Source organism: Shewanella eurypsychrophilus (genome assembly GCF_007004545.3).
GTDB classification, from domain to species: Bacteria; Pseudomonadota; Gammaproteobacteria; order Enterobacterales; family Shewanellaceae; genus Shewanella; species Shewanella eurypsychrophilus.
In genome coordinates this window covers 1,334,914-1,361,586 of the sequence record NZ_CP045503.2, presented here as the reverse complement: position 1 = coordinate 1,361,586, position 26,673 = coordinate 1,334,914, and the positions used below count along the sequence as shown (strand labels likewise).

19 protein-coding genes are annotated in these 26,673 nt (G+C 43.6%); 11 read left to right on the top strand and 8 right to left on the bottom strand.

Features of this window, described 5'->3' with window-relative positions; translation table 11 throughout:
• Positions 1-17: 17 nt before the first annotated feature.
• From nhaA to rppH, 5 genes are all read right to left on the bottom strand, one after another.
• A complete protein-coding gene (gene nhaA / locus FM038_RS05665) occupies positions 18-1,199 on the bottom strand; it encodes a Na+/H+ antiporter NhaA (RefSeq protein ID WP_142872355.1) in 1,182 nt (393 codons plus the stop codon).
• A 324-nt stretch (positions 1,200-1,523) separates the two neighbouring features.
• Entirely contained in the window at positions 1,524-2,375 is an 852-nt protein-coding gene (locus FM038_RS05660; protein WP_142872354.1) for a thymidylate synthase, read from the bottom strand.
• Between the two features lie 175 nt (positions 2,376-2,550).
• Complete coding sequence (locus FM038_RS05655; protein WP_142872353.1) at positions 2,551-3,354, bottom strand: sulfite exporter TauE/SafE family protein; 804 nt, start codon at positions 3,352-3,354, stop codon at positions 2,551-2,553.
• 63 nt (positions 3,355-3,417) lie between these two features.
• Entirely contained in the window at positions 3,418-5,643 is a 2,226-nt protein-coding gene (gene ptsP, locus FM038_RS05650; protein WP_142872352.1) for a phosphoenolpyruvate--protein phosphotransferase, read from the bottom strand.
• A gap of 75 nt (positions 5,644-5,718) precedes the next feature.
• Positions 5,719-6,243 (bottom strand): RNA pyrophosphohydrolase, encoded by a 525-nt coding sequence (gene rppH, locus FM038_RS05645; protein ID WP_142872351.1) that lies wholly within the window; start codon positions 6,241-6,243, stop codon positions 5,719-5,721.
• Positions 6,244-6,931: 688 nt separating this feature from the next.
• Between rppH and mutH the strand changes: the two genes are divergently transcribed.
• Positions 6,932-7,606: a DNA mismatch repair endonuclease MutH gene (gene mutH, locus FM038_RS05640; protein WP_142872945.1), complete on the top strand. Its 675-nt coding sequence runs from the start codon at positions 6,932-6,934 to the stop codon at positions 7,604-7,606.
• A gap of 120 nt (positions 7,607-7,726) precedes the next feature.
• Positions 7,727-8,800, top strand: a complete 1,074-nt coding sequence (locus tag FM038_RS05635) for an adenylate/guanylate cyclase domain-containing protein (protein ID WP_142872350.1) — start codon at positions 7,727-7,729, stop codon at positions 8,798-8,800.
• Positions 8,801-8,847: 47 nt separating this feature from the next.
• Here the strand turns inward: FM038_RS05635 and oxyR are convergent, their stop codons facing one another.
• Positions 8,848-9,753, bottom strand: a complete 906-nt coding sequence (gene oxyR, locus FM038_RS05630; protein ID WP_142872349.1) for a hydrogen peroxide-inducible genes transcriptional activator OxyR — start codon at positions 9,751-9,753, stop codon at positions 8,848-8,850.
• A gap of 269 nt (positions 9,754-10,022) precedes the next feature.
• Between oxyR and FM038_RS05625 the strand changes: the two genes are divergently transcribed.
• Positions 10,023-11,627, top strand: coding sequence for a GGDEF domain-containing protein (locus FM038_RS05625; protein WP_223293007.1), 1,605 nt, complete (start codon positions 10,023-10,025; stop codon positions 11,625-11,627).
• A 96-nt stretch (positions 11,628-11,723) separates the two neighbouring features.
• Here FM038_RS05625 and FM038_RS05620 read toward each other — a convergent pair whose 3' ends face one another.
• Positions 11,724-12,089, bottom strand: a complete 366-nt coding sequence (locus tag FM038_RS05620; protein ID WP_142872346.1) for an Hpt domain-containing protein — start codon at positions 12,087-12,089, stop codon at positions 11,724-11,726.
• A gap of 189 nt (positions 12,090-12,278) precedes the next feature.
• Positions 12,279-13,187: a tRNA modification radical SAM protein MnmL/YtqA gene (gene mnmL / locus FM038_RS05615; protein ID WP_142872345.1), complete on the bottom strand. Its 909-nt coding sequence runs from the start codon at positions 13,185-13,187 to the stop codon at positions 12,279-12,281.
• 522 nt (positions 13,188-13,709) lie between these two features.
• Between mnmL and gltB the strand changes: the two genes are divergently transcribed.
• From gltB to FM038_RS05575, 8 genes are all read left to right on the top strand, one after another.
• Positions 13,710-18,158, top strand: a complete 4,449-nt coding sequence (gltB, locus tag FM038_RS05610; RefSeq protein WP_195873211.1) for a glutamate synthase large subunit — start codon at positions 13,710-13,712, stop codon at positions 18,156-18,158.
• A 6-nt stretch (positions 18,159-18,164) separates the two neighbouring features.
• Positions 18,165-19,574, top strand: coding sequence for an FAD-dependent oxidoreductase (locus tag FM038_RS05605; RefSeq protein WP_195873210.1), 1,410 nt, complete (start codon positions 18,165-18,167; stop codon positions 19,572-19,574).
• A gap of 394 nt (positions 19,575-19,968) precedes the next feature.
• A complete protein-coding gene (betI, locus tag FM038_RS05600; protein WP_142872344.1) occupies positions 19,969-20,574 on the top strand; it encodes a transcriptional regulator BetI in 606 nt (201 codons plus the stop codon).
• Complete coding sequence (betB, locus tag FM038_RS05595) at positions 20,565-22,028, top strand: betaine-aldehyde dehydrogenase (RefSeq protein WP_142872343.1); 1,464 nt, start codon at positions 20,565-20,567, stop codon at positions 22,026-22,028. Before betI ends, betB begins: the two co-directional genes overlap by 10 nt.
• A gap of 9 nt (positions 22,029-22,037) precedes the next feature.
• Complete coding sequence (betA, locus tag FM038_RS05590; protein ID WP_142872342.1) at positions 22,038-23,738, top strand: choline dehydrogenase; 1,701 nt, start codon at positions 22,038-22,040, stop codon at positions 23,736-23,738.
• A gap of 257 nt (positions 23,739-23,995) precedes the next feature.
• Entirely contained in the window at positions 23,996-25,213 is a 1,218-nt protein-coding gene (locus tag FM038_RS05585) for a BCCT family transporter (protein ID WP_142872341.1), read from the top strand.
• Positions 25,214-25,234: 21 nt separating this feature from the next.
• Positions 25,235-25,939 (top strand): TorF family putative porin, encoded by a 705-nt coding sequence (locus FM038_RS05580; protein WP_142872944.1) that lies wholly within the window; start codon positions 25,235-25,237, stop codon positions 25,937-25,939.
• Between the two features lie 147 nt (positions 25,940-26,086).
• Positions 26,087-26,584, top strand: coding sequence for a MarR family winged helix-turn-helix transcriptional regulator (locus FM038_RS05575; RefSeq protein WP_142872340.1), 498 nt, complete (start codon positions 26,087-26,089; stop codon positions 26,582-26,584).
• Positions 26,585-26,673: the final 89 nt, after the last annotated feature.

Sequence of the window (26,673 nt, the reverse complement as noted above, 5' to 3'; positions counted from 1 at the left end):
TCTCCCTGAACTTTTGACTATGTAGTTTTCTGCGACTTTGCAGGTGGTAGCACTTTAGACAACCAGAAGTAACCGATGACCGCTGATAACAGTGAGCCAACTAAAATGCCTAATCTAGCGAAGTCTCCATTTACCGCACCTTCACCGACAAACGCCAGTGATGAGATGAACATAGACATGGTGAAACCAATACCACACAAGACTGAAACTGGGGCTATGTGTCTCCAACCAATACCATCAGGTAATACGGCGAGTTTAAGCTTTACTGCAATATAGCTACAAAGCATTACACCTAAAGGCTTACCCAGTAACAGACCTAGAGCAATCCCCACTGGAACGGGTGAAACCAGCGCATCTAGACTCATGCCGCTTAAGCTGACACCCGCATTGGCGAAGGCAAAAATCGGCAAGATAAGGAAAGTGCTCCATGGATGTAGACTGTGTTCGAGACTTTCCGAAGGTGAACTGCCGTCTTTAGCCCTAAGCGGTATACAGAAAGCGATGATCACACCGGCAAGCGTGGCATGTACACCAGACTTCAATACCGCAATCCATAATATGATTCCAAGAACACCATATGGTCCTAATGCGGTGACACCTTTACGGTTTAACCCCACTAAGCCGGCAATAGCAAGTGCCGCAACAATTAAGCTGATTGTTGAAAGGTCTGTACTGTAGAAAAGCGCAATGATCACAACGACACCAAGGTCATCAATGATCGCCAAGGCTAACAAAAAGACTTTTAGTGAAACCGGAACTCGACTCCCTAAAAGCGCCATGATCCCAAGTGCGAATGCTATATCGGTTGCAGCAGGAATTGCCCAACCAGCTTGTGTGATTGGATCGCCATAGTTAAATAGCAGATACACCCCAGCTGGGAAAACCATGCCACCAATCGCCGCAAAAGTAGGTAAAGATGCTTGAGCTGCACTTGAAAGTGCCCCCTCTAACAATTCACGCTTTACTTCCAAGCCAATCAACATAAAAAAGATCGCCATTAAGCCATCGTTGATCCAATGAATGAGCGTCTTATTGATATCTAAGCTACCGACCCGAACCTGCATTTCTGTATCGAGAAAGCCCTGATACACTCCAGCAAGCGGTGAGTTAGCCATCAGCATAGCAAATAAAACTGCCAGCATTAGCAGGATCCCACCTGCAGACTCCTGGCCTAAAAAATTCTTTATAGCCTTTTCCATTTTACGCTCCAATAAATCTTAATGATTTGAGTGTAGCCGAATAGTTTCATATTGAATATTCGATTCCATCTGCTATAAACATCGGTATTTCCGAGCTATTAAGTGTAGCGAGTGAATGACTAGTTATCAACTGTTCAAACTACAAGCAAATGTAAATATACAAGAGAAACAATATTGTGACTTAAGTCACATAAGTGACAAGCGAAGAAAATGATGAAAAGTTATGCACTTAAAATGTATAACGAGTGCTAATCTCAAGAAGATTAAGCACTCGATAGCTCAGAAATATCAGTGCATTAGCACTAACTTAAGAAAGGTTTGACTTTAAACAGAGAAGGGGTATTTGATCGCTTCATGGTGCTGGTAATTTGATACTTCGAAATCATCCATGGTCACCCAGGTTTCGAGATCTTCAAGTGACTTAATATCTGGATTGATCGATAGAGAAGCTGGCGAGAAAGGCTCTCTCGTTAACTGAACATCACGCATCAGCGCCAACTGATCTTCATAAATGTGAGCATTGACAATTTTATGGTATGCCTGCCCCGGCTTTTTACCGGTAATTTGTGCAATTAATGCAAGTAATGTAAAGACCTGCACCTGATTGAAATTCAAGCCAAGTGGCACATCACAAGAGCGCTGGAAACTATTAAGATACAGTGTGTCACCCAGTAAAGAGAAGTTGTGGGTATGCATACAAGGGCGCAAACAACCCATATGGAACTCACCAGGATTGTAAAAGCTTAATATCTCACCACGATCATCGACTCCCTTACTAAGATTATCAACGATTTTTTTAAGCTGATCGATGGTACCGCCATCGGGCTTACTCCATGCTCTGCCCTGAACCCCGTAAACACGCCCCATATCATCTTCACCTTTACGATGAGTGTTATTCAGCCATGCCTGATTCTCGTTAGCATTGGCATCCCATGTCTTTGCCCCCAACTGACGAAAGTCAGCAGCATTATCGTAACCCCGGATATAACCTAACATTTCCGCTATGGCGGCTTTCCAAAAGCTTTTACGCGTCGTAATGAGTGGGAACTCATTCTTTTCGACGTTATAAATAAGATCGGCGTTGATAACTGTAAGGCACCTTTTACCGGTACGTTCATTCTCAATCCAAGTACCTGTATCGATAATTCTATTACAGAGATCTAAATACTGTTTCATTAAGGCTATTCCTTCGGGACACTTCATGGAAAATTAGAGCAGTAGAGAGTTTAGCAGATCCACATATCAGCGAGCCAGCCAGTCGAGACGACACCAGATAAATAATTCCCCTTGAGAGGTGAAAGACATCAGTTGTTTATACAAAAATTAGTTCCAAACCTTGCTCTTTAATCCATTAACTAAAAACGAGTTTCAGACCTGTGAGGATCAACAAAAGTGCGAAAGCCCGTCGCAGCACCGGAACTGGCCAATATGTGGCAGCTCTAGCACCAATTGGTGCCATTAGGACAGAAGTGGTCACTATGCCGAGTAGAGCGGGTAAATATACATAACCTAATGTAGCTTCCGGCATTCCAGTCACTTGCCAACCGGCCACTACGTAGCCCGCACTGCCGAAGAAGGCTATAAACAGACCCGAAACAGATGAAAAACCGATGGCATTACGCATATGTATGCCGCACCAGGTTAAGAAAGGAATGAGTAGTATTCCACCGCCAATGCCCATCAGAGCCGCAATGATGGCGATCACCACTGAGGTAGTAAATAATACAGCTGTGCTGGGTAAAGGCTTATCCCTCTCACTGACTTTAAATGGAAACACCATCTGTAAAGCCATAACCATGACAAATATGGCGAAGGTTTGTTGCAGTAAGTCGGCACTAAAGAGCTGAGAGATAAAGCCTGAACAAATTGAGCCTATCGCTAGCCCAGGTAACATTGGCTTGAGCAGTGACCAAGGTATATTACCTTGTCTGTTATGAGCACGGGCCGAAGAGAGAGACGTTAATATAATTGCCGCTAATGAAGTAGCGATAGCCACATGAGGTAATATTTCAGATCCAAAACCCGCCTTTGGTAACAGATATAAAAGAACAGGAACCGCAATAATGCCGCCACCAATTCCTAAGAGTCCAGCCATAAACCCAATCACGGCCCCGAGTCCTAAGCAGACAAGAAAAATGAGCAACAAACTATCCATCCAAAATCCAAGGCGTAAAAATAATAAGTGACTAACTCAGGTAAACACTAAGACTATCTTAAACTAGTTCAGAATTGCGCTAAGTTCTCTTGACTCGAAGTACTCTCTGATTAACTCTCTAACTTCTTGACCGCTCGACAGAGTCAATGCCATTTCAAGCAACTCACTCAAATCAGAATGAGACACACGCCGCAGCAGATAATTAATACGAGCCAAACTGCCTTGGTTCATACTCAGCTGATCATATCCCATAGCCACAAGTAAAATAACACCTATGGGTTCCCCTGCAAGCTCACCACAAACGCTCACTGGTAAGTGATATTGCCAACAATCAAATCGAGCTCGCTTTAACGCTCTCAAAATACCGGGGTGATAGCAATCATACAAGGTACTAACTCTTGGATTATTGCGATCGACAGCCAACATATATTGAGTCAAATCATTAGAGCCCACAGACACGAAGTCGACTCTTTTTGCAACTTCAGCCAACTGATATAAGAGTGCAGGTACTTCGATCATTATCCCAACCTTCGGCTTGACAATTTGATCTCCAAGATCACTCTTAAGTTCAATAAATGCTTGTTCAAGGTAAGTAATTGATTGATCTATTTCATCTAAATTACTCACCATAGGTAATAAAATATGTAGTTGACGACTACCTGCACTCGCTTGGATCATGGCCCGAAGCTGAACTAAGAATAATTCAGGGTGATCCAGTGATAAGCGGATCCCGCGCCAGCCTAAAAATGGATTTTCTTCTTTTATCGGAAAATAAGACAGAGGTTTATCGCCACCAACATCCAGTGTTCTCATTACAACTGGCTTACCACAGGCAATATCGAGAACTTGTCGATACACTTTCACCTGCTCGGATTCACTCGGAAATCTTTGATGTAGCATGAAGGGAATTTCAGTCCGGTATAAGCCTACGCCATCCGACCCCTCTGCGATCTCTGAAGCCAAACTACTCAACAGACCTGCATTGAGGTATAGATGAATACGTTTGCCATCAATCGTTTCCGCGGGCAAGCCTAACTCTTGTGAATACTGATTTTGCAGCGCTTTTTCGGCAGAAATAAGGCTTCGATACTCAGCAATCAAAGTTGGCGATGGAGAAACCAGTAGTTGACCTCGATTAGCATTGATAACGAGAAGTTTTTTATCAATCCTAGCAGCCAGAACTCCCTCAACGCCAATGATTGCAGGCACACCTAACGCCCTCGCTAAGATGGCGGCATGAGAATTTACCCCACCCTGCTCGGTCACGATACCGACTAATTTATGTCTGGGAAATTCGGCGAGCATAGTCGCATCAGCTTCCTTAGTCACTAAGATAACGGGAACATCGGGTTCAAACCCCATTCTTTCCGGTTCAATTAATAATCTTAGAACTCGTAACCCCAAATCCCGAATATCACTAGCACGCTCTTTTAAATAGAGATCTTGCATTTGAGTAAACTGCTCGATATACCGTAATGACACACGGCTCACCGCAGATACCGCACTCCAGCCTTCTCTGACCTCTTTTATATATTCACCACCTAAACTCGCATTATCCAACAATGACTGTAATGCTGAAAATATTGAAACGACTTCGTTATCTTCTTCATTTTCAAATCGCTGGGATAGCGTGGATAAGGTTTCTTTACAAGTTTCAATCGCTGCGATTAAACGAGATACTTCATCTTTTATAGCCACGGCCTTAGTTTCAGGCTGCTGTAGCTCTATCTGTCCACCAAGTACAAGCGCATGAGCAATAGCGATACCGTTTGCTGCTGTGATCCCTTTAAAAAGCAATAAATCAGGCGCTTCAGCTTTCTTACGTTGATTTTTTATCGCCATGGCAAGTTGAGCTGCCAACGTCATCAAGAACGCTTCTTCGCCTTCATTAAATTGTCGGGTATCAGCTTGCTGAACAACCAGCACACCTAAAACCCGTTTTTGATAGACGATAGGTGCGGCGAGGAAGGCCCTAAAGCTGGCCTCTTCAACTTGATCAAAGTGTTTAAATCTGGGGTGCTGATGAGCATCAGCTAGATTAATAGGCTCTTCACGCTCTGCAGCTAAGCCAACTAAACCTTCACTGAGAGACATCTTTACTTGGCCAACAGCACTTTGAAGTAAACCATCTGTCGCGGACAATACAAGATTGTCGTCTTCTAATAGGTAAATAGAACAACATTGGGTTGTCATTGCTACTTTGGTTCGAGTGACAATTAACTCTAAAGCTGAGTGGAAATTTTGGGCCGATGCTACAGCTTGTGTGATATCTCTTAAGGTCTTAAGCACCAGAAAACTCCTTGTTTACCACTCAGTTTATTTTAGACTTGCACCATAACTTCATATCGCCATTAAACGCTTCAATTAACGTCGACGACCTCTTCTTTTATTACTGTGATTAAACTCCCGGGTCTGGAATGGAAGTGCTATAGCAGCAAACTCCTTCATCACCTTTCTATATACATCTCGCTTAAAAGACACCACTTGTCTCACTGGGTACCAATAACTCACCCAGCGCCAATCATCAAATTCTGGATGACCACAAGCATTAAGGTTTATCGCAGATTCACTGCTCTTTAATTGCAGTAGAAACCATTTTTGCTTCTGCCCGATACATACAGGTTTACTATCTTGTCTAATTAAACGTTTGGGTAATCTATAGCGCAACCAAGAACGAGTCGATGTTAAGATCTGAACATGTTCAGGCCTTAATCCAACTTCTTCATATAGCTCCCTATACATTGCCTCTTCAGGTGATTCGCCTTCATCAACGCCACCTTGAGGAAACTGCCAGGAATGTTGACCAAAACGTCTGGCCCACATAACCTGCCCAAATCGATTACAGATAATGATGCCCACATTCGCGCGAAAGCCGTCACTATCAATCACATGGACTCCATATGTCACAATTTCAATCTAACGATTGTTTCACAAAGCCGAGGCTGCGGCAAATACCATATATCAGTGAGCCCTTGGATAAAAAACCTAAATATGCATCTTTATCAACAGACATTGATTCTGTCGACCAATAATATCCACAAAATCTGTGGATATCTCTGTTCCTAACTTATTTATAAGCTTGAAATCACATCTCAATCGCGAGTGTAAATGTGTATTACTATTTGGCCAATCAATATAAAGTTGTTAAAAAACAACAAGATCACAATTCATCAATTTAGCATTTAATTACTCACCCATCAAATAGCTTGTTTTTTAACCGGCATCGTTTTTTGAATAACTCTTAAGTTAGTTTTTGTAGTTTATTCACAGGCAAAGCCTAAAGTTAGACAAATATCGGCATAAATAGATGGATTTATTGTTTGACAGTGAGATTTATTTAGTTTTCACGGCTTAAAAATTAAGTTATCCAAGGATTCTGTGGATAACTATGTTAGAAAAGTAAGGGCAAGGATAGAGTAAGCATTAATTTAACAAATTGCCTTTTACTTATAATGGAATAAGTTGTATTTTTTTAAGCACTTATAAAAAATATTCCCATCTAGTTATTAACAGTAATGAATTGGCACGTTTTTTAGCCAATATTGAACTTTTTTATTTCTTTGGTAAAATCGGTCCTATGAAGAAAGCACCAGTCTCTCCCAAAACTGTAGAAGAACTCATGCAGCGCGCCAATGACATGGCAGGCCTCACTTTAGGTCAAGTTGCAGACACCCATAATATCACTACGCCTATAGACCTTAAGCGTGACAAGGGCTGGATCGGTCAACTGATTGAACACGAACTAGGTGCTTTGGCAGGTTCTAAGCCAGAACAGGACTTCCTACATCTAGGTATTGAATTAAAAACAATCCCAGTCGATGACAATGGAAAGCCGATGGAAACAACCTATGTCACTGTTGCTCCATTGATAAACATACAAGGCTTAACCTGGGAGGAAAGTATCGTCTATCATAAATTACAGACGGTACTCTGGGTGCCAATACAGGGTAATAGAGATATTCCCGTAGCCCAAAGACAGATTGGCACTCCAATTCTGTGGTCACCTAATGACGATGAGCTCGCTCTTTTGAAACAAGATTGGGAAGAGATCATGGAATTTATCGCCATAGGAGAAGTTCAACAACTGACAGCGAGGCATGGAGAGGTATTACAATTGCGCCCTAAAGGCGCAAATAGTCGCTCGGTTACTCAAAGTATTGGCAAGGATGGTATCAAGGAATTAACCAACCCTAGAGGCTTTTATCTCAAAATTTCTTTTACTCAGGCGATACTATCTCGTTTTTTTAACTAAATTACCCACGATATCAACTTCATTTGACCAAGATCACAAATACTACTGGAAATTATAGGGTCATCTTCTATAAACTAGCGCATCCTGAATAACCTGCCGCATTAGGATTGACCTGATACCGTGAGAGCACGTATACAAGCAAAAAAACTCATTTTTGCGATTTCAGCCTGGTGTATCGCCATGGCAGCATTTGTGTTCTTTAGATATGCCCAAGCTCCGGAGCTGCCACAGTGGGCCGTCGGAACTGCAGACCTTGCTACCCTTGCTATCTATATGGGGATCATTTTTGGCAGCTTACATTGGATGTCGAATCTAATTGCAGACTTCAGTGCCATCAATAGGCTTCCTTATCTGTTCTCGGTGATTTTCAAAGGCCTATTCCTGCTATTAGGTGCAACCACATTAGCCTATATCACCCAATTCTTAAATATGTGGGCAATCGAAAACCACATGGCCACGTTAAGACAGATGCTAACGGCCCACATTCTATATAGTCCTTCATTTCAGGCTTTAATTGTTTACCTTGTAGCGGTCAGAGTGGGTTTAGCCTTTATAGAGCAGATGGCATTATTAGTTGGCCCCCGTGTCTTGCTAAATATTGGGTTAGGCAAATACCATAAACCTAGGTATGAACAAAGATTATTTCTTTATTTAGATATGGTTGCTTCGACAGCGCATGCTGAATCTCTAGGTGATTATCGTTTTAGCCGCTTAATTCAAGATAGCTTTAGCTTATTATCAGATACAGTCGTCAACAATGAGGCTGAAATTTATCGCTATATGGGAGACGCGGTTCTCATTCATTGGCCATTAGAGTATGGGATCCAAAATGATCGCAGCTTTAATATTTACTATGAATTTAGTCAACAACTCAACTGGCAAAGAAAGTACTTTGAAGAGCAATATGGCTTCGTACCTAAGTTTAAGGCTGCAGCGCACTGTGGTCAGGTTGTCGCAGCAGTTGTTGGCGTTCAGAAACAAGAGATTAGTTTCTTTAGTGACGTGCTAAATACATTAGCCAGGCTACAAGATCAGTGTAATCCTCTGGGTCAAAGAATGTTGATATCTGGCTCACTAGAGTCGCGGGTTGACAGTGATAATAGCGAATATATTCTCAAGAGTTTAGGGCCTATAAAACTCAAAGGCAAACAACACTCTACTGAAGTATTTAGCGTAGAGCCCAAACCAAAATAACGTCATTAAGTGGTTATACTCAATGACGTTATTAGCTACTAGTTAGCCTATCCCTGCTCTAAAATATTCTCAATGGCTAACCCCAGCGTTCTGAAGGTTACAATCCGGCTTGATGTTTGACGCCAGACCAGACCTATGTCTCTATATGGTGCTTCTCCAGGAGGTTGCATTATCGTCAATTCAGTATCATTTAATATTCCGGCATCGATTGCCATTTGAGGCAAAAAAGTTGTGCCTAACTTACTATTAACCATCTGAACTAACGTGTGCAGACTCGTTGCTGCAAACGGGTTAACCTTTGCGCTATTCGCTAATTGACACGCACTAATAGCATGACCGGTAATACAATGCTCAGCCTGCAACAAGAAGATACTTTCATCGGGTAAGGACTGATAGTCTAAAGGTTCATGTATCATATCTGTCAACTCTTCATGAACGACTAACTTAAACGGATCTATGCCTACTTTCATACTGTGATAGCCACTAGTATCAACAGGTAAAGCCAGTAATAGCAGATCTAACTCACCTTTACCTAATGCATCTAATAATCGTTCCGTAGTGTCTTCTTTCAAAAGCAGTGTCAGATCAGGATAAGCTTGCTGACAATGTTTAACGACTCGGCTCAGTAAAAATGGCGCTATGGTAGGAATACAACCAAGACGTATTGCCCCTGTCATAGGTTCACCCTGATGCTTAACGAGTTCAACTAAATCGTCCACATCGGTGAGCAATTTTCTCGAGCGTTCAACAACTTCTTCACCAACAGCGGTAAAAATAAAAGATTTATGATCACGTTCAATCAATTGGTGACCTAACTGTTCCTCTAAATTTTGAATTCCACTAGAGAGTGTCGATTGGCTAACAAAGCACTTCTTTGCAGCTCGATTGAAGTTCTGCTCTTGGTACAAGTTAACCAAATAAAAAAGGTTCTTCAAACTGGGTAAGTGTTTCATAAAATCGATTACCATCTACAGTATTTATCAAATTATCCTATTTGACTGTACCATATATCTATAGATTTACCGTTAGACTTCGCCGTCAGAATGTGAGCAAACCGACTTAAACCTCTAAAAAGTGGTCATTATCGAAAGCCTATCTATACTCATACCTGCTTACACAAGGGAATACTCAGGGAATGAGGCTAGCTTTTACATTATTCGTATTCATATTCACTGCATTTTCTGCGGTCGCACAGGTCGAGCTTTCAGAAAGAAACAGGATGATGCCCGTTTCACTTCTGTTTGAAACGACTGCCGTGCAACAACGGAGTCCAACGAACATGCTTGTCTCTGATCAACAGAGGACATTAATAAGTGGACAGAAGGTTTTAATACTTAAGAATAATTCTGACAGAACACATATATGGACGCTAACAACCCCAGCCCAATTTATTTCTAACCCACTCGCTAAAGTTCTAAAAACTGAAAATGGTACAGTAACAGAGCTAACAAGCAGTATGATTTACTGGCCAATCAAGCTACAACTGCAGCAACTACTCATCGCTCCCAATCAACACATTGAGTTGCTTTATACAGACCCATCACAGTTACCCACTCAGCTTTGGTCTAATGAATGGTTAACCTATCGATTAGCCCAATTTAGTCAATATTCAGCTTTAGCTTGGGGGGCAATAGTATCAATTTTATTGCTACACACTTTCACGTTTATGTTTGCTAAAGGCCTTAGTGTTTGGATGTTTTTAACTCCAATGTTTTTATCGGCTTCTCTTATTTGCGCAATTGGCTTTATTGAGTCACTCTCGCAGCCCTTCATCATTAACGCATTGAGTTATTTTTTCCTAAATTTGACCATGCTCTGCTTAACCAAAATAAAAAAATCCCAAGAGGAGCGAAAACAAGGCTCTCAATCAACCACTTTAAAATTAATAACTTCAGCGATACTCATTGGCTTGTTCTTGTCATTAGCCCGCACACTCGAATTACTCCCCTTAAGCTCACATATATTACCCATGTATATACTCATCACTTCAACATGTTTAATTCTATACTGCTGCTATACGCTAACAAGACACGTCAACAGCCTAAGCCTTTGCCACTTGGGCATCTGTTTGTTTATTGGCATGTTTTGCTATTTACTTCAAGATAGTGCCAGCCTGACAGATAAAATACTGCTTTATCTACCCGTTTTAGGCAGCTGTATTCTTGGTTTTACTTATACGCAGATACATTGCTTACACCATTCAACGAGATCAAATACAGCTTCAAAAGCTCAGGATATGCCTAAATTGCTATTAAAATTTAAACAGCTTGAGTTGAACTATCGGCTACTTCAGGAAAAAAATGCCATAGACTTCTTAACTGGACTGAAAAATAGACAGTTTTTTGATGAAAAATATCATTTAGAACTGGCCAGAAGTGCTAGAGAAAATACGACGATTAGCCTTATCCTTATCGATCTAGATCATTTCAAATCCGTTAATGATAGCTATGGTCATCAAGTCGGTGATGAGGTGTTAAAAGCAGTAGCCAAGCGTTTTTACTATGCGCTCAACCGTCCTGCAGACGCAATTTGTCGATATGGTGGTGAAGAGTTTGTGATCTTACTGCCAAATACACATATTCAGGGCGCGACTCATATCGCAGAGCAAGTTAGCCAGGCAGTAAGTTGTAAGCCAATTTCAACCACACATGGAGACATCTGTATCACCATTAGCCAGGGTGTATCTTCTACCTCTCATCAAACAAATTTAGATACATTACATTTATTGACTATGGCTGATGAAGCCCTCTATAGGGCAAAAAGCCTAGGACGGAATAGATTCGAAGTTGCAGTCAACAAGCCCTATATGCTCAAAGAGCAAGCCTGAACCATAAAAAGAGATAAAAAAAACCCTAATGGACTTAACACATTAGGGTTTTTATTTGCCCGACATTAGAGTCAGGCATTAAAGAAAAACATAGGTTTATGCTTTTGCTTCTAGATACTGTTTAAGCTCTGCAAGATCTTGACTTGCATTGTCAACGATCGCTTGTAGCCAAACATCGTGTTCAGCAGCCCAAGTAGCTTCTTCACCGTGTTGAAGTAATTGTGCAAACTGCTGGATGCGCTTCAAACCAACAGAACCCGCAGCACCTTTAAATTTATGTGCTTCAGAGCATAGGGTATCTTTATCTTCAGCTTCCTTAGCATTCACTAGGTTGCCCACATACTCTGGCATTAGCTGCTCAAATAAGACGACACTTTTCAATAAAGTACCTGCGCCAATAGCGCTACAGTACTGCTCAAGTGTATTAAGATCCAATATTGATTCGATTTCAGCTGTTGCCATCTTCGGGCACCTCTCAAAAATTTGACTGTATTAAAGACTATTTACAACATAATACCCGCTATAATTGCTGGTGCAACTAATTGAGCGATATGTCAGTAAAAACTATCACTTTTTAACCACTTATTAACTTTTTATTAAAAATAATTGCTATTTATCTAATAAACCAGCTCTTTATGGCAAGTTTACCTTTTAATTCAAGTAGCTCCCTTGACCGCCTTTGGCTTTCAAATCATTCACAATAGCAACAAGTCCATCCCACTTATGAGCACACCAATCAGGAGCCAATAACATAGGTTTCTTAGCATATGCCGTAACCCTATGAAATATTATATCTTTTGGTGTAAACCGAATAAGTTCTCCTACACTGTAGGCATATTCCTCGAGGGTCAGTAGTTTAATTCGATCACTCTTCCACGCCTTTGCCATCGTGCTACCCTCGACAATATGTAAGGGATGTAACTTTAAGCCATCGACTCCAGCATTAAGTATAGATTGAAGAGAGTTCAAGTAATCTTGATGACTTTCACCAGGCAATCCCATTATCAAATGGGTACAGACTTTTAGTCCTTTCGCCCTTGCCCTAGAAACAGTATCCAGGTAATCATCAAAGCTATGGCCTCTATTTATCTTTTTTAAGGTTTTGTCATTCGCCGACTGTAAGCCGAGCTCAAGCCAGACTTCAATCCCTTGTTTTTGATAGCTTACAAGTAGCTCAATCACCTCATCAGACACGCAATCTGGTCGAGTACCGACACAAAGGCCAACAATATCTGAATCTCGTATTGCCTCATCATACTTTGCTTTTAGTACTAGATACTCATCATAGGTACTGGTATAGGCTTGAAAATATGCGATATATTTAGATGTCCTACCTGCAACCCTCTCTCTGCCTTGCTTAAGCTGATCAGCGATAGAAAGCTCTGTGCCATGTTCATAGCTAAAAGAAGCTACATTACAATAAGTACATCCCCCTTTACCCAGAGTTCCGTCACGATTAGGACAGGTAAACTTGGCATCTATCGTCAATTTTTTTAGCTTTTCACCAAACTGCTTTTTACAGGCAACACCGAATGTATTGACGTATTTATCAAGTCCCACTGAGTACTCTCTATTGTTTAAACTCGCGCTATTTTAAATCATTCCCCTACCGCAAATACGGTGCTATATCAAACAATAGAAAGTTATCCAGCAGTAAGCACTGAAAAAAGGATAAATGTGGATACAAATGCATAAACTGCAATTTTATACATATTTTGATACTTGAATCACTGTAAGTGCATAAACAATCATGACTAAAACTGATGAAAATTCACTGTATGTGCAAAAAAAATCACTTTCCACAATATGGAAGCAAAGGCCAACTTTGTTACACTTTAGTAAACTCTAAACACGCCAAATACTAAAATTCTTTTTATTCAGAAGGTTATATAGAGCAATCACCAGTTAACGTTAACGTAAGGCAGTTGTTAATTCTGTATTAAACACCCGTTAACAGTCACACTTTATGCAATCATTCGGTTTGACCTTTGCGCTTTCAAGGGGTAATTTGGATCGTTCGGGTGCATATAAATAACAACAAGTTCCCGAGTTGTATTTTTGTTTTGTTTATGGAGTTTGTGTATGAGCTTATATCACCCCAGTTTCGAGCGAGATAATTGTGGTTTTGGCCTAATAGCCCAAATGGACGGTGAACCTAGCCATCGAATAGTAAGAACGGCTATCCATGGACTAGACCGAATGAAACATCGCGGTGGTATTGCAGCCGATGGGCGCACTGGTGATGGCTGTGGTTTACTAATGCAATTGCCAGTTAAATTTTTCGAAGCCATAGCAGCCGAAAATAACTGGCATCTTAGCCGTAAATTTGCCGTGGGAATGTTCTTCCTTAACCAAGATGATGAATTAGCAGGACACGCTAAACAGCTTTTAGAGCGAGAGTTAGAAAAAGAAACCCTCAGTATCGCTGGCTGGAGAAAAGTACCGGTAGATCCAGATATTCTCGGACCCATAGGTAAAGCTAGCCAACCACAGATATACCAAGCGCTGATAAACTCACCCATTGGTTGGCGCGAAAAAGATTTAGAACGCCGTCTCTATATGGCTCGACGTCGTTTAGAGCAACAACTCACCCATGATAAAGAGTTCTATGTTGCTAGCCTATCTGGTCAGGTTATCGTCTATAAAGGCTTGATGATGCCGGCGGATCTGCCTGAGTTCTATTTAGATTTAGCCGATATCCGTCTTCAAAGTTCTATTTGCCTGTTCCACCAAAGATTCTCGACCAATACCTCTCCAAAATGGCCTTTAGCTCAACCTTTTAGATATTTGGCGCATAACGGTGAAATCAACACCATCACAGGTAACCGCCAATGGGCACGCGCTCGAGCCTATAAGTTTAATGCGCCTCTTTTACCAGATCTTCAACAAGCAGCACCTTTTGTTAACGAGACAGGATCTGACTCTTCTTCTTTAGATAACATGCTTGAAATGCTTCTCGCTGGCGGCATGGATCTGTATCGAGCCATGCGTCTGTTGATCCCACCAGCATGGCAAAGCAATCCTGAAATGGATGATGAACTTAAAGCCTTCTACGACTTTAACTCCATGCATATGGAACCCTGGGATGGTCCAGCCGGTATCGTCATGACGAATGGCAGGCATGTAGCATGCGCCGTAGACCGTAACGGATTACGCCCATCACGTTATGTTATCACCAAAGACCGTATTCTGACGCTGGCTTCAGAGATAGGCATCTGGGATTATGCCCCGGATGAAGTTGTTGAAAAAGGCCGTGTAGGCCCAGGTGAACTTCTGGTTCTAGACACATTAAACGGTCAATTATATTCTTCATTCGAAATTGATAATGACTTAAAACGTCGTCATCCATACAAAGAGTGGATGGCTAAAAATAGCCGAATACTGACCCCAGCAGAAGAGATGCCCAATGAGGCACAAGGTGTTAGAGAGTTCAGTGATGCGCAACTGCTGCAATATCATAAACAGTTCGGTTACTCCCGTGAGGAGCTGCAAGACGTCATTTGGGTCTTAGCCAAAAAAGGAGAGGAAGCCACTGGCTCTATGGGTGATGACACCCCTATGGCCGTACTGTCTAAAAAATCTCGTACCATTTACGACTACTTCAGACAAAAGTTCGCCCAAGTCACGAATCCCCCTATAGATCCATTGCGTGAAAAGCATGTGATGTCTCTGTCAACCTGTGTTGGCCGTGAGCAGAATTTATTTAATGAAACCACGGGGCATGCATACCGTGTCATGTTTAATTCCCCTGTGTTGCTGTATAGCGATTTCAATCAGCTTATGGCGTTGGATTCAACCTATTATCGAGCCAGTACCATAGATCTTAATTATGATCTGTCTGAAGGCTTAGAGCAGGCCATCAGACGCATTTGCGATGAATCTGAACGCTTAGCACGTACAGGTACGACCTTGTTGGTGTTATCAGACAGAGCAACGGATAAATCTAAACAAGTCATACCCGCAGCAATGGCTGTTGGGGCAGTGCAACAAGTCCTAGTCGATAAAAGCCTTCGCTGTGATACCAACATCATTGTTGAAACGGCGACGGCCCGAGATCCACATCACTTTGCCGTTTTGCTCGGTTTTGGCGCAACAGCCATTTACCCCTATCTCGCCTATGAATCTATCTGCTCATTGGCGAAGAAAAACGACATCAGCAACACTAGCCTGTTGATGCTTAACTTCCGCCATGGAATAGATAAGGGTCTGAGAAAGATCATGTCTAAAATGGGGATCAGCACGGTTGGCTCATATCGTTGTAGTCAACAGTTTGAAGCAATAGGCCTTACCTCTGATGTCGTTGAGCTTTGCTTCAAAGGAGTGATTAGCCGTATTGAAGGCGCTAACTTCCACTTACTTGAGCAAGATCAGCTCAAACTGCATAAAGTCGCCTTCCAGGCTCACCAGCCACTCAGTCAAGGCGGCTTACTTAAATATGTTGAAGGTGGTGAATATCACAGCTTTAATCCAGATGTGGTCAACACACTTCAGCAAAGCCTCCGAGATCGGGATTACCCAACTTATAAGCGTTTCACAGAGTTAGTTGATAAGCGCCCAGTAGCAACCTTAAGAGATCTTATCGAAGTTAAAGGTGAGCTATCTCCAGTCGATCTCGATACGGTTGAGTCTGCTACCGATCTGTATTCAAGATTTGATAGCGCTGCGATGAGTATTGGCGCCTTGAGTCCAGAAGCCCACGAAGCGCTCGCCATCGCCATGAACCGCTTAGGCGGACGCTCCAACTCGGGTGAAGGTGGAGAAGATCCAAAACGATTTAATTCAGAGCGTAACTCTAAGATAAAACAGATAGCATCGGGTCGTTTTGGTGTAACAGCCCATTACCTAGTCAATGCAGAAGTACTGCAGATCAAGATAGCACAAGGGGCAAAACCTGGTGAAGGCGGTCAGCTTCCGGGTGATAAAGTCAGCGTTGAAATAGCCGGACTGCGTAACGCACGTCCCGGGGTGACGCTCATATCGCCCCCCCCTCATCATGACATCTACTCGATTGAAGATCTCGCTCAGCTCATATTCGATCTTAAGCAGATTAACCCCAAGGCTCTCATCTCAGTGAAGTTAGTGTCAGAGCCTGGAGTGGGTACCATAGCAACAGGCGTGGCTAAAGCTTATGCCGATATGATCACGATCTCAGGCTATGACGGCGGTACAGGTGCTAGCCCTATCACCTCGGTTAAATACGCGGGGAGCCCGTGGGAGTTAGGCCTCGCAGAAGTTCATCAGTCTCTGGTTCAAAATGGCTTGAGACATAAGATACGTCTGCAGGTAGATGGTGGCTTAAAGACTGGCCGCGATGTGATCAAGGCTGCGCTTTTAGGCGCTGAAAGTTTCGGTTTTGGGACCGTGCCCATGATTGCACTCGGATGTAAATACTTACGTATTTGTCACCTAAATAACTGTGCGACGGGTATCGCGACACAGAATAAACAACTCAGAAATGAGCATTATCACGGGCTACCTGAGCGTGTAATGACCTACTTTGAGTTTGTAGCAGAAGAAATTCGTGAACAGATGGCAGCTTTAGGTGTGACCGAATTTGAGCAACTTGTTGGCCGCAGTGATTGGCTACACGCACTCGACGGTGACACACTCAAACAAAACGGTCTCGACTTAACGCCTATCTTATACAAGCCTGAAGTACCAGAAGGCAGTGCAGTGACTTGGAGAGAGCTTAACCCCCCTTCCGATGTGGGCGAGTTAAACCTTAAAATTTTGGAGAAAACTAAGCAAGCGGTAGAACAAGGTGAAACCTTCTCCGCTCGCTTTAATATCAGTAACATTGATCGCTCAGTGGGTGCTGCGCTTTCCGGTTTCGTGGCAACAACAGTGGGTAAAGATGGTGCTAAGGCGCCAATTAAACTGCAATTTAATGGTAGCGCCGGACAGAGCTTTGGTGTGTGGAATAGCCCGGGAATAGAATTAACGCTTTGTGGTGACGGTAACGATTATGTCGGTAAGGGCATGTCTGGCGGTAAAATAACTATTCATCCTCCGCTAGGGAGCAACTTCCAGAGTGAGCGCTCATCCATCATAGGCAATACCTGTTTGTATGGTGCCTCTGGCGGGAAGTTATTTGCTGCAGGTATCGCTGGTGAACGTTTTGGCGTTCGAAACTCAGGGGCAACCGCTGTCGTTGAGGGCTTAGGAGATAACGGTTGTGAGTACATGACGGGGGGGATTGTTGTGGTACTGGGTAAAACGGGGGTTAACTTTGGTGCAGGTATGACAGGTGGATTCGCCTATGTATTTGATCGCTTTGGTCGCTTCAATCGACGAGTCAACACCGAGTTAGTGGATACTCAAAAACTTGAATCTCCCATTCATCAAAACCACCTCAAGAGCCTTATTGAGGAACACTTGGCTGAAACGGGTAGTGAACACGCTAAGTTGTTATTAAATGATTTTGAAAACTGGCTCGACTGCTTTGTGTTAGTCAAACCAAAGAGCGTTGCGATATCCGATCTATTGAGATTAGAACAGTCACAGCCAGAACTTTCAGTGGTAGCGGGGTAACTTCACATGAGCAATGATTTTCAATTTATCGAGGTTGATCGTAAAGATCCCGTTAAACATCCAGTTAATAAGCGTGCTACGCAATTTATCGAAATTTACCAGCCCTTCGCCCAATCTCAGGTCAAGGAGCAGTCAGATCGCTGTTTAGATTGTGGTAATCCTTATTGTGAGTGGAAATGCCCACTGCATAACTACATTCCCAATTGGCTTAAACTGGCTCAACAGGGACGTATTTTAGAAGCTGCAGATCTAGTACACGAAACCAATACCCTGCCGGAGATTTGTGGTCGAGTTTGTCCACAAGATAGACTCTGTGAAGGCGCTTGTACCCTAAATGAAGATTTTGGTGCTGTGACGATCGGTAATGTAGAGAAATATATTACCGACACAGCCATAGCACAAGGCTGGCGCCCAGACTTAAGCAAGGTCACAGCCAGAAAAGAGCGAGTGGCAATTGTCGGCGCGGGTCCAGCGGGTCTTGGTTGTGCCGATATTTTGGCCCGTAATGGTGTACAAGCCGTAGTCTTCGACAAAAACCCTGAAATCGGTGGACTGCTTACCTACGGGATCCCTGCATTTAAGCTAGATAAATCAGTCATGGTAACCCGTCGTCATGTACTTGAGGGTATGGGCATTGAATTTAAGCTTGGCGTGACCATAGGCCAAGATCTTTCATTTGAAGACCTAGTCAATGACTATGACGCTGTTTTTCTGGGTATGGGAACCTACACGGCCATGAAAGCCGGCTTGCCCGGTGAAGAGGCTCAGGGTGTACATCAAGCCCTGCCCTACCTTATCGGTAATACGCACAATATCATGGGCACACAAGATGCCGAGTCACCTTACCTGAGCCTAGAAGGCAAAAAGGTCGTTGTCTTAGGCGGTGGTGATACGGCGATGGATTGTGTTCGAACGGCAATTCGTCAAGGTGCTAAAGAGGTCACTTGTGCCTATCGCCGTGATGAAGCCAATATGCCGGGGTCACGCCGTGAAGTTCAAAATGCTAAAGAAGAGGGGGTTAACTTCCTCTTTAACCGACAACCTGTTGCTATCAACACTCGAGATGGACAAGTTTGCGGTATCACCTGCGCCGAAACACAGATGGGGGCAGCCGATGGCAGTGGTCGTCGTCGCGCTGAGGCCATCGAAGGCAGTGAAGCCCTGCTTGACGCCGATGCTATTATCATTGCCTTTGGCTTCCAGCCCAGCCCTGCTGCGTGGCTTAAAGAACATAATATCGACCTAGATCAATGGGGGCGTGTGGTAGCACCAAAAGCCGCTGATAACCCATTTCAAACCAGTAATCCAAAAGTGTTTGCGGGTGGAGATATGGTTAGAGGTTCTGATTTGGTCGTGACCGCCATCGCCGAAGGGCGAGATGCGGCACTGGGTATCCTCAACACTTTTGAAGACTAGTTTAAGTAAAAGTTGCTTGTGATTGGGCGCTCCGAAAGGAGCGCCTTTTTTTTACATACCAATTCATATGCCTTAAGTCACCAGCTTTAATCTTTCAGTAAAGATTACTGTTGAAACTAATTTCCACTCAAAATTTATTTTCATCAAAATTTAATCGTTAGAACAAGAATCACACCAGCATTTACCCCCTTAACAAACAAGCAGTTGCGACGCATCCTGTCCACGCAAAAATCCATAAAATAAATCCGTGATATAAGTCTCAATCTGCAATAAAGGTTGATAGTTACAGCTCTAACCATTAGAGTCGTTATTAATTGAACGTTCAATTAATAACTTTACTGCGAAAATACTAACAAAAATAGCATCAATAATAGTTCTCAGGATTTAACCTTTTATGCCGCGCCCGTCAATGAAAACCGTCCGACAACAACAACTCATAGAAGCCACTCTTACCTCTGTTGAGCGTCATGGTTTACATAATACGACCATCAATACCATAAGTGGCCTAGCCGGATTATCTTCGGGTCTAATTAGTCATTACTTCGGCGGTAAACAAGGTTTAATTGAAGCAACACAGAGATACCTACTCGATCAACTGAAACAAGCACTATTAAGCCGTACCTTAGATCGGAACATGTTGCCACTTGAAAGGCTGTACGCAATTGTTGAAGCCAACTTTACTGAGCTACAACGTTCAAGACCAGCAACAAAAACTTGGTTGAGTTTTTGGTCACAAGCCATGCATGAGCAAGGACTGGCCAGATTACAGAATATCAATAGCCAACGTTTACACAGCAACCTTCTATTCTCTTTTAAACAACTCCTTCCTCTAGCCGATGCAGTCAACGCAGCAAAACAGACCGCGGCTATGATTGATGGATTTTGGTTACGCAGCGCATTAAGTCCGACCCCTGCCAAAGAGTTCGAACAGGCCCAAATTTTATCTAAAGCCTTTATCAAGGCCGTGACCATGCAGTACGGAGAAAACCGATGTCACTAGTTGTTTACCCAAATTACATCCATGGGCAAGCCCTCTTTAACGAAACCGGCGAAACATTTGAAGTCATCAATCCAGCCAATGGAAAAGTGAACTATCTAGTTGAAGTTGCCGACGAGAAAATTCAGCAAGCCGCAATAACAAGCGCAAAAGCGGGTTTTGCAATTTGGTCAAAAATGACCGCTGTTGAGCGCAGCAGAATTTTACATAAAGCCGTTGCACTACTTCGTGAGCGAAACGATGAGCTAGCAGCAATTGAAGTACAAGATACAGGCAAGCCTTGGCAAGAAGCCTCCGTGGTCGATGTAGTGACTGGCGCAGACTCCATCGAGTTTTTTGCAGGCCTCGCCCCTAGCATCGAAGGTAATCAACAAACGGTAGGCGATGACTTTTATTACACTCGCCGTGAGCCACTGGGGATCTGTGCCGGTATTGGCGCCTGGAACTATCCATTACAGATCGCATGTTGGAAATCAGCACCCGCATTAGCTTGCGGTAATGTGATGATCTTTAAGCCATCAGAAGAAACGCCTCTTGGTGCATTAAAACTGGCTGAAATTTTCACCCAAGCCGGTGTACCCGATGGGGTATTCAACGTCGTCCAAGGCGACGGGCGTGTTGGCGCTTGGCTGACCAATAACGACGAGATAGCCAAGGTGTCATTCACGGGTGAAGTGGGTACTGGTAAAAAGGTAATGGCTGCAGCAGCAAGCTCGCTCAAAGCCGTCACCATGGAGCTTGGCGGTAAGTCACCGCTGATCATCTTCAACGACGCCGATATCGACAATGCCGTCTCTGCTGCCATGTTAGGTAACTTCTACACCCAAGGTGAGATCTGTACCAACGGCACACGCGTATTTGTACAGCAAGATATTTATCCTCGTTTCATTGAGAAACTCCTGCAACGCACTCAAAACAACATCATTTGCGGCGATCCTATGAACCCAGCCACCAACTTTGGTGCGCTTATTTCAAAGTCCCATCAAGATAAAGTGTTGAGCTATATTGAAATTGGCAAAAGTGAAGGTGCAGAACTCCTCGCGGGTGGACATGCACTCACACCAGAAAATAGCCCAAATGGTTTCTTTGTTGCACCAACCATTTTTGGTCAATGCACCGACGAAATGACCTTGAGCAAAGAAGAGATCTTTGGCCCTGTGATGTCAATATTGCCATTTGATGACGAAGACGAAGTCATCCGTCGCGCCAACAATACCCATCTCGGCTTAGCCGCAGGCGTGTTTACTCAAGATATAACCCGTGCTCACAGGGTTATCCATCAAATGCAGGCTGGAATTTGCTGGATCAATGCCTATGGTGCATCACCGGTTGAAATGCCTGTTGGTGGCTACAAGATGTCTGGTATTGGCCGTGAAAATGGCAAAGAGACACTTAACGCTTACACTCAAATCAAAGCCGTATACGTTGGTATGCAGCCTCTTGAAAGTCCATTTTAAGGCGCTGATATGACACATTCAACAAACGAACAATACGACTATATTATTGTTGGCGCAGGTAGCGCTGGCTGTGTGCTAGCCAACCGTTTATCGGCTGATAAGAATAACAAGGTCTTGCTACTTGAAACCGGTGGCAGCGATAAGAGCATCTTTATTCAGATGCCAACCGCGCTATCGATTCCGATGAATACGCCAAAATATGCCTGGCAGTTTGAAACCCAAGCCGAACCAGGCCTAGATAATCGCCGCATGCACTGCCCACGTGGCAAGGTATTAGGCGGGTCTTCATCAATTAACGGCATGGTATATGTACGCGGCCATGCCCGAGATTTTGATGAGTGGCAGCAAGCAGGCGCCAAAGATTGGGATTACGCCCATTGCCTGCCCTACTTTAAAAAGGCGGAAAGCTGGGCGTTTGGCGAAGATGATTATCGCGGTGTTGATGGCCCACTAGCGGTCAATAACGGCAATAATATGAAAAACCCACTGTATCAGGCATTTGTCGATGCAGGTGTCGATGCCGGATATCTAGCAACATCTGATTACAACGGTGCTCAGCAAGAAGGCTTTGGCCCGATGCACATGACCGTTAAAAATGGCGTGCGTTGGTCGACTTCGAATGCTTATCTAAGGCCGGCAATGAAGCGTGCCAACCTCACGGTGATAACCCATGCCTTGGTGCACAAGGTCTTATTTAGTAAAAACAAAGGTGAAGGCAAGAAAGCCGTCGGCGTTCACTTTGAGCGCAGAGGCAAGCACGTAGAGGTTAATGCCAGTAAAGAGGTGGTGTTATCAGCAGGTTCTATTGGCTCACCACATATCTTGCAACTCTCTGGAGTTGGCGCGGCCGATACGCTAGCTCAAGCTGGCATTGAACAAGTACATGAGCTACCAGGTGTAGGTGAAAACCTACAAGACCACCTTGAGTTCTACTTCCAATTTAAGTGCCTTAAACCGATATCGCTTAACGGTAAAATAGACCCGTTAAGCAAGCTGTTTATTGGCACGCGTTGGATATTAAATAAGTCAGGCCTAGGTGCGACTAACCACTTTGAGTCTTGTGGTTTTATTCGCTCAAAACCGGGTCTTGAATGGCCAGACTTACAGTATCATTTCTTGCCTGCTGCAATGCGTTATGACGGTAAAGAAGCCTTTGCTGGTCACGGTTTCCAGGTACATGTTGGTCACAACAAACCTAAGAGCCGCGGCAGTGTCAAAGTGGTATCAAACGATGCCCATGTAGCCCCAAGCATTCAATTTAACTATCTGTCCCATGAAGATGATATTGAAGGTTTCCGCGCCTGTGTGCGTTTAACCCGAGAAATTATTAGTCAGCCAGCGCTTGATGAGTACCGCGGTGAAGAAATTCAACCCGGCACAGAAGTGCAAACCGATGAACAGATAGACAGTTTTGTCAGAAGCTCAGTCGAGAGTGCCTACCACCCATCTTGCTCATGCAAAATGGGCGAAGATTCGATGGCAGTCGTAGATTCACAAACAAGGGTACATGGCTTGCAAGGTCTTAGAGTGGTTGATTCCTCTATTTTTCCTACCATCCCGAATGGCAATCTTAACTCGCCAACCATCATGTTAGCCGAGCGTGCGGCAGACCTGATCCTTGGCAAGGCTCCACTGGCACCGAGCACTGCAGAGGTGACCATTAGCGAAGACTGGCAAACACAACAACGGCTTAGGCCACCAGTAAGATAACTCACTTTACAGGCTTAATTTGCTCAATTGTCCTAATTAGCAGATTAAGCCGTATAGGCAACTGATCAGCCTAAGCGTTACACGCTTAAATGATCTAAATCGCTTTGATTAATTTATCAAACCTTAACTTTCGTAAAAGCGATAGTTAAGGCTTGAGGGATTTTTGCAGCCGAAATTTACTGCAAACGGGCAAAACTAAAATAAGAACAAGGATATAAATCTATGTTTTATAAATCTTTTGAGTCAGGAGAACAATAATGACGACTTGGCTTACTATAGGAATACTCTTTACGTTCGCAGCCATCGCCTTTGTGATTTACCGCTGGGGTAATGTCAAATGTATTGGTGTCACTCCGGTACGTACTTTTACCTTTATCGCCATCCTATTCACCTCAGGATTGGATGTGGGATTAATCATGTTCCCGCTAACGGAGTTTGCCGGTTACGCAGACCTTGGCGCGAGCCCTGAGTATGGTTTTACCAACCCACTGGCCATTGAGTTTGGCTTCTGGGCATTCTTAATCTGGGCATTTTACTTCTTAACCTGTTTCTATTTTTGCGTCATAGAACCAAGAGTGAAGTTCTTTGAGATCCCTGTGGTCAAGTTCATTAATAACGTAGTAATTATTGGTACCTGTGCCTTTACCGCCTACTTGTTACTGTCTAACTTGCCTTGGTATCTACCAGAAATGGGAGATGGGGAAACCATTGTTAGCAGCTTCTACCTTATCGTCTTTGTGATTATTGCCGCCGCCGTGTACTCAAGTACCAGCATTCGTTATGTACGCAGACTCAGCTTAGCGAGCACCGGGCTATTTATAGGCTTGATAGTGTTAATGTGGGCGGGCGCCTTCTTGTCTGAAGACTCAGGAATCGGCGAATTTATCACGACCTTTGCCTTGATTGGCGACTACTTTGGCAATATTCATAACTTTGTTCTACCTATCAATGATTATCACGAGTTCTACCTCTTCTGGTGGTTTGCTTGGAGCATCATGATTGGTCAATTCACTTCACGCTTTGTTGGCGGTCTGAAGACCTACCAAGTGCTGATTGCCATGATGGTATTCCCGTCACTGCCGATCGCAGTCTGGTTTACTGTGCTCTATTACTACAGCGCCAATGAGATTGCCACCACAGGCTTCTATAATCTCGCCATGGTGATGGTGGGCATTACGTTTGTGGTGAATTCACTCGACTCTTTAATTCGTCTGTACACCGACAACCTCAACCTCACCGTTGAGCGCTTCGGTAAGACCAAGTACATCTTGGGCAACATCGCCTTAATGAGTGGCCTAACCTTACTATTCCAACTCAACTTCTTAGAAATTCAGTGGGTTGGTGCATTGGCTATTGGACTCATTCTGGCCTGCTTCGGCTATATCTTGGCAACCAAATATAAGACAGTTGCAGCCATTGAACAGTCACCAAAAGAAAACAAAATTGATTTTAGCAAAATTGAATTAGCTAACTAAAAAAAGAAACAAAGGGAAATGATGAAAAGCACTATTAAAAATCTCGCACTACTGGGGCTAATAGCCTTACCGACGACTGCTATTGCGAACGTTAGCTCAACAGTAACAGCTGTATCTGACTACACCTTCAACGGTGTAAGCCAAACGGATAACAGCCCAGCTTTGCAAGCAAGTTTAGACTACGCTGCAGATGCGGGCTGGTATGTAGGTACTTGGGCATCAAATGTCGATTACGGCTCAGGTGATGATACCTGGCTGGAACTGGATTTTTACGGCGGCATGTTCCTCCAGTTAAATGAGCGCGTATCTCTTGATGCTGGAATCGCTTATTACACTTATCACGGTGATTCGTTTTCAGATGAATATCAATATCCAGAGCTTTACACTAAATTTGGATACGGTTCATCTGTTGGCCAAACTGAACTGAACTTCTGGTACACATGGGATTACTTCGGTGTCGATGCCGGTCATTACATCATGATGGCAGCACACACATTTACGATTGCCGAAGGCCACGACATCCGTATCAGCTTCGATCGTTCAACATCAAACGATGTGGACAAGTGGTCTTGGGATGGTGAGAAAGCTTATAACCATTACCGTGCTGAATATATGACTAGCTGGAAAGGTTTTGACTTTAACTTAGCCGTTGAAGACACCACCATGGACATAGATACTGCTGATACTCGTGCTGTACTGTCAGTTGCCAGGACATTTGCTTTTTAAGTCCCCAGCGTGCACTCGAGGCTGATGTGGCCTTGCACCTAGTATAGAGAATGCGGTATAACGCTCCGGCGTTATACCGCATTTTTATTTAATGGCTAAAATGGCCCACTGTTCGATATCATCGGCAATAGATTACTAGGAAGGATTATGGAAAAGTACGAACAGTTATTGGTCTCACTACGCCGGGTGATCCGAGCCATAGATATTCATTCACGCCAATTGAACAAGCAATCAGGCCTAACCGGCCCACAGCTCATGGTAATGCAGAGCATTGCACACCTTAACGCCCCACTTGCCAAAGATATAGCCAAAGAGATCGCCTTAAGTCCTGCCACTGTCACCACAATTATCGATAGACTCGAAAGCCGCAAATTGGTGATAAGAACCCGCAGCGAAACAGATAAACGTAAGGTACACCTATCATTAAGTGACACTGGGAATGATCTGTTAAGTGACTCGCCAAAGCCGTTACAAGAGCACTTTATCACCCGCTATCAAAACTTAGAAGAGTGGGAGCAGAGCCAGTTGCTTTCATCCGTTGAGCGTATCGCCTCAATGATGGATGCTAATGAGTTAGATGCGGCACCTGTGTTGTTAGTCGGGCAAATACAAGGGGACTTCCCCTTGTCTGATAACAAGGGCTAAGTCTCTTTTGTGTGGGTTCATTGGGCTGGTTTAGCTCGCTTGGCCACTAGCAAGATGCAAATAACATTTGAAGTTAGATTCATTTAGCT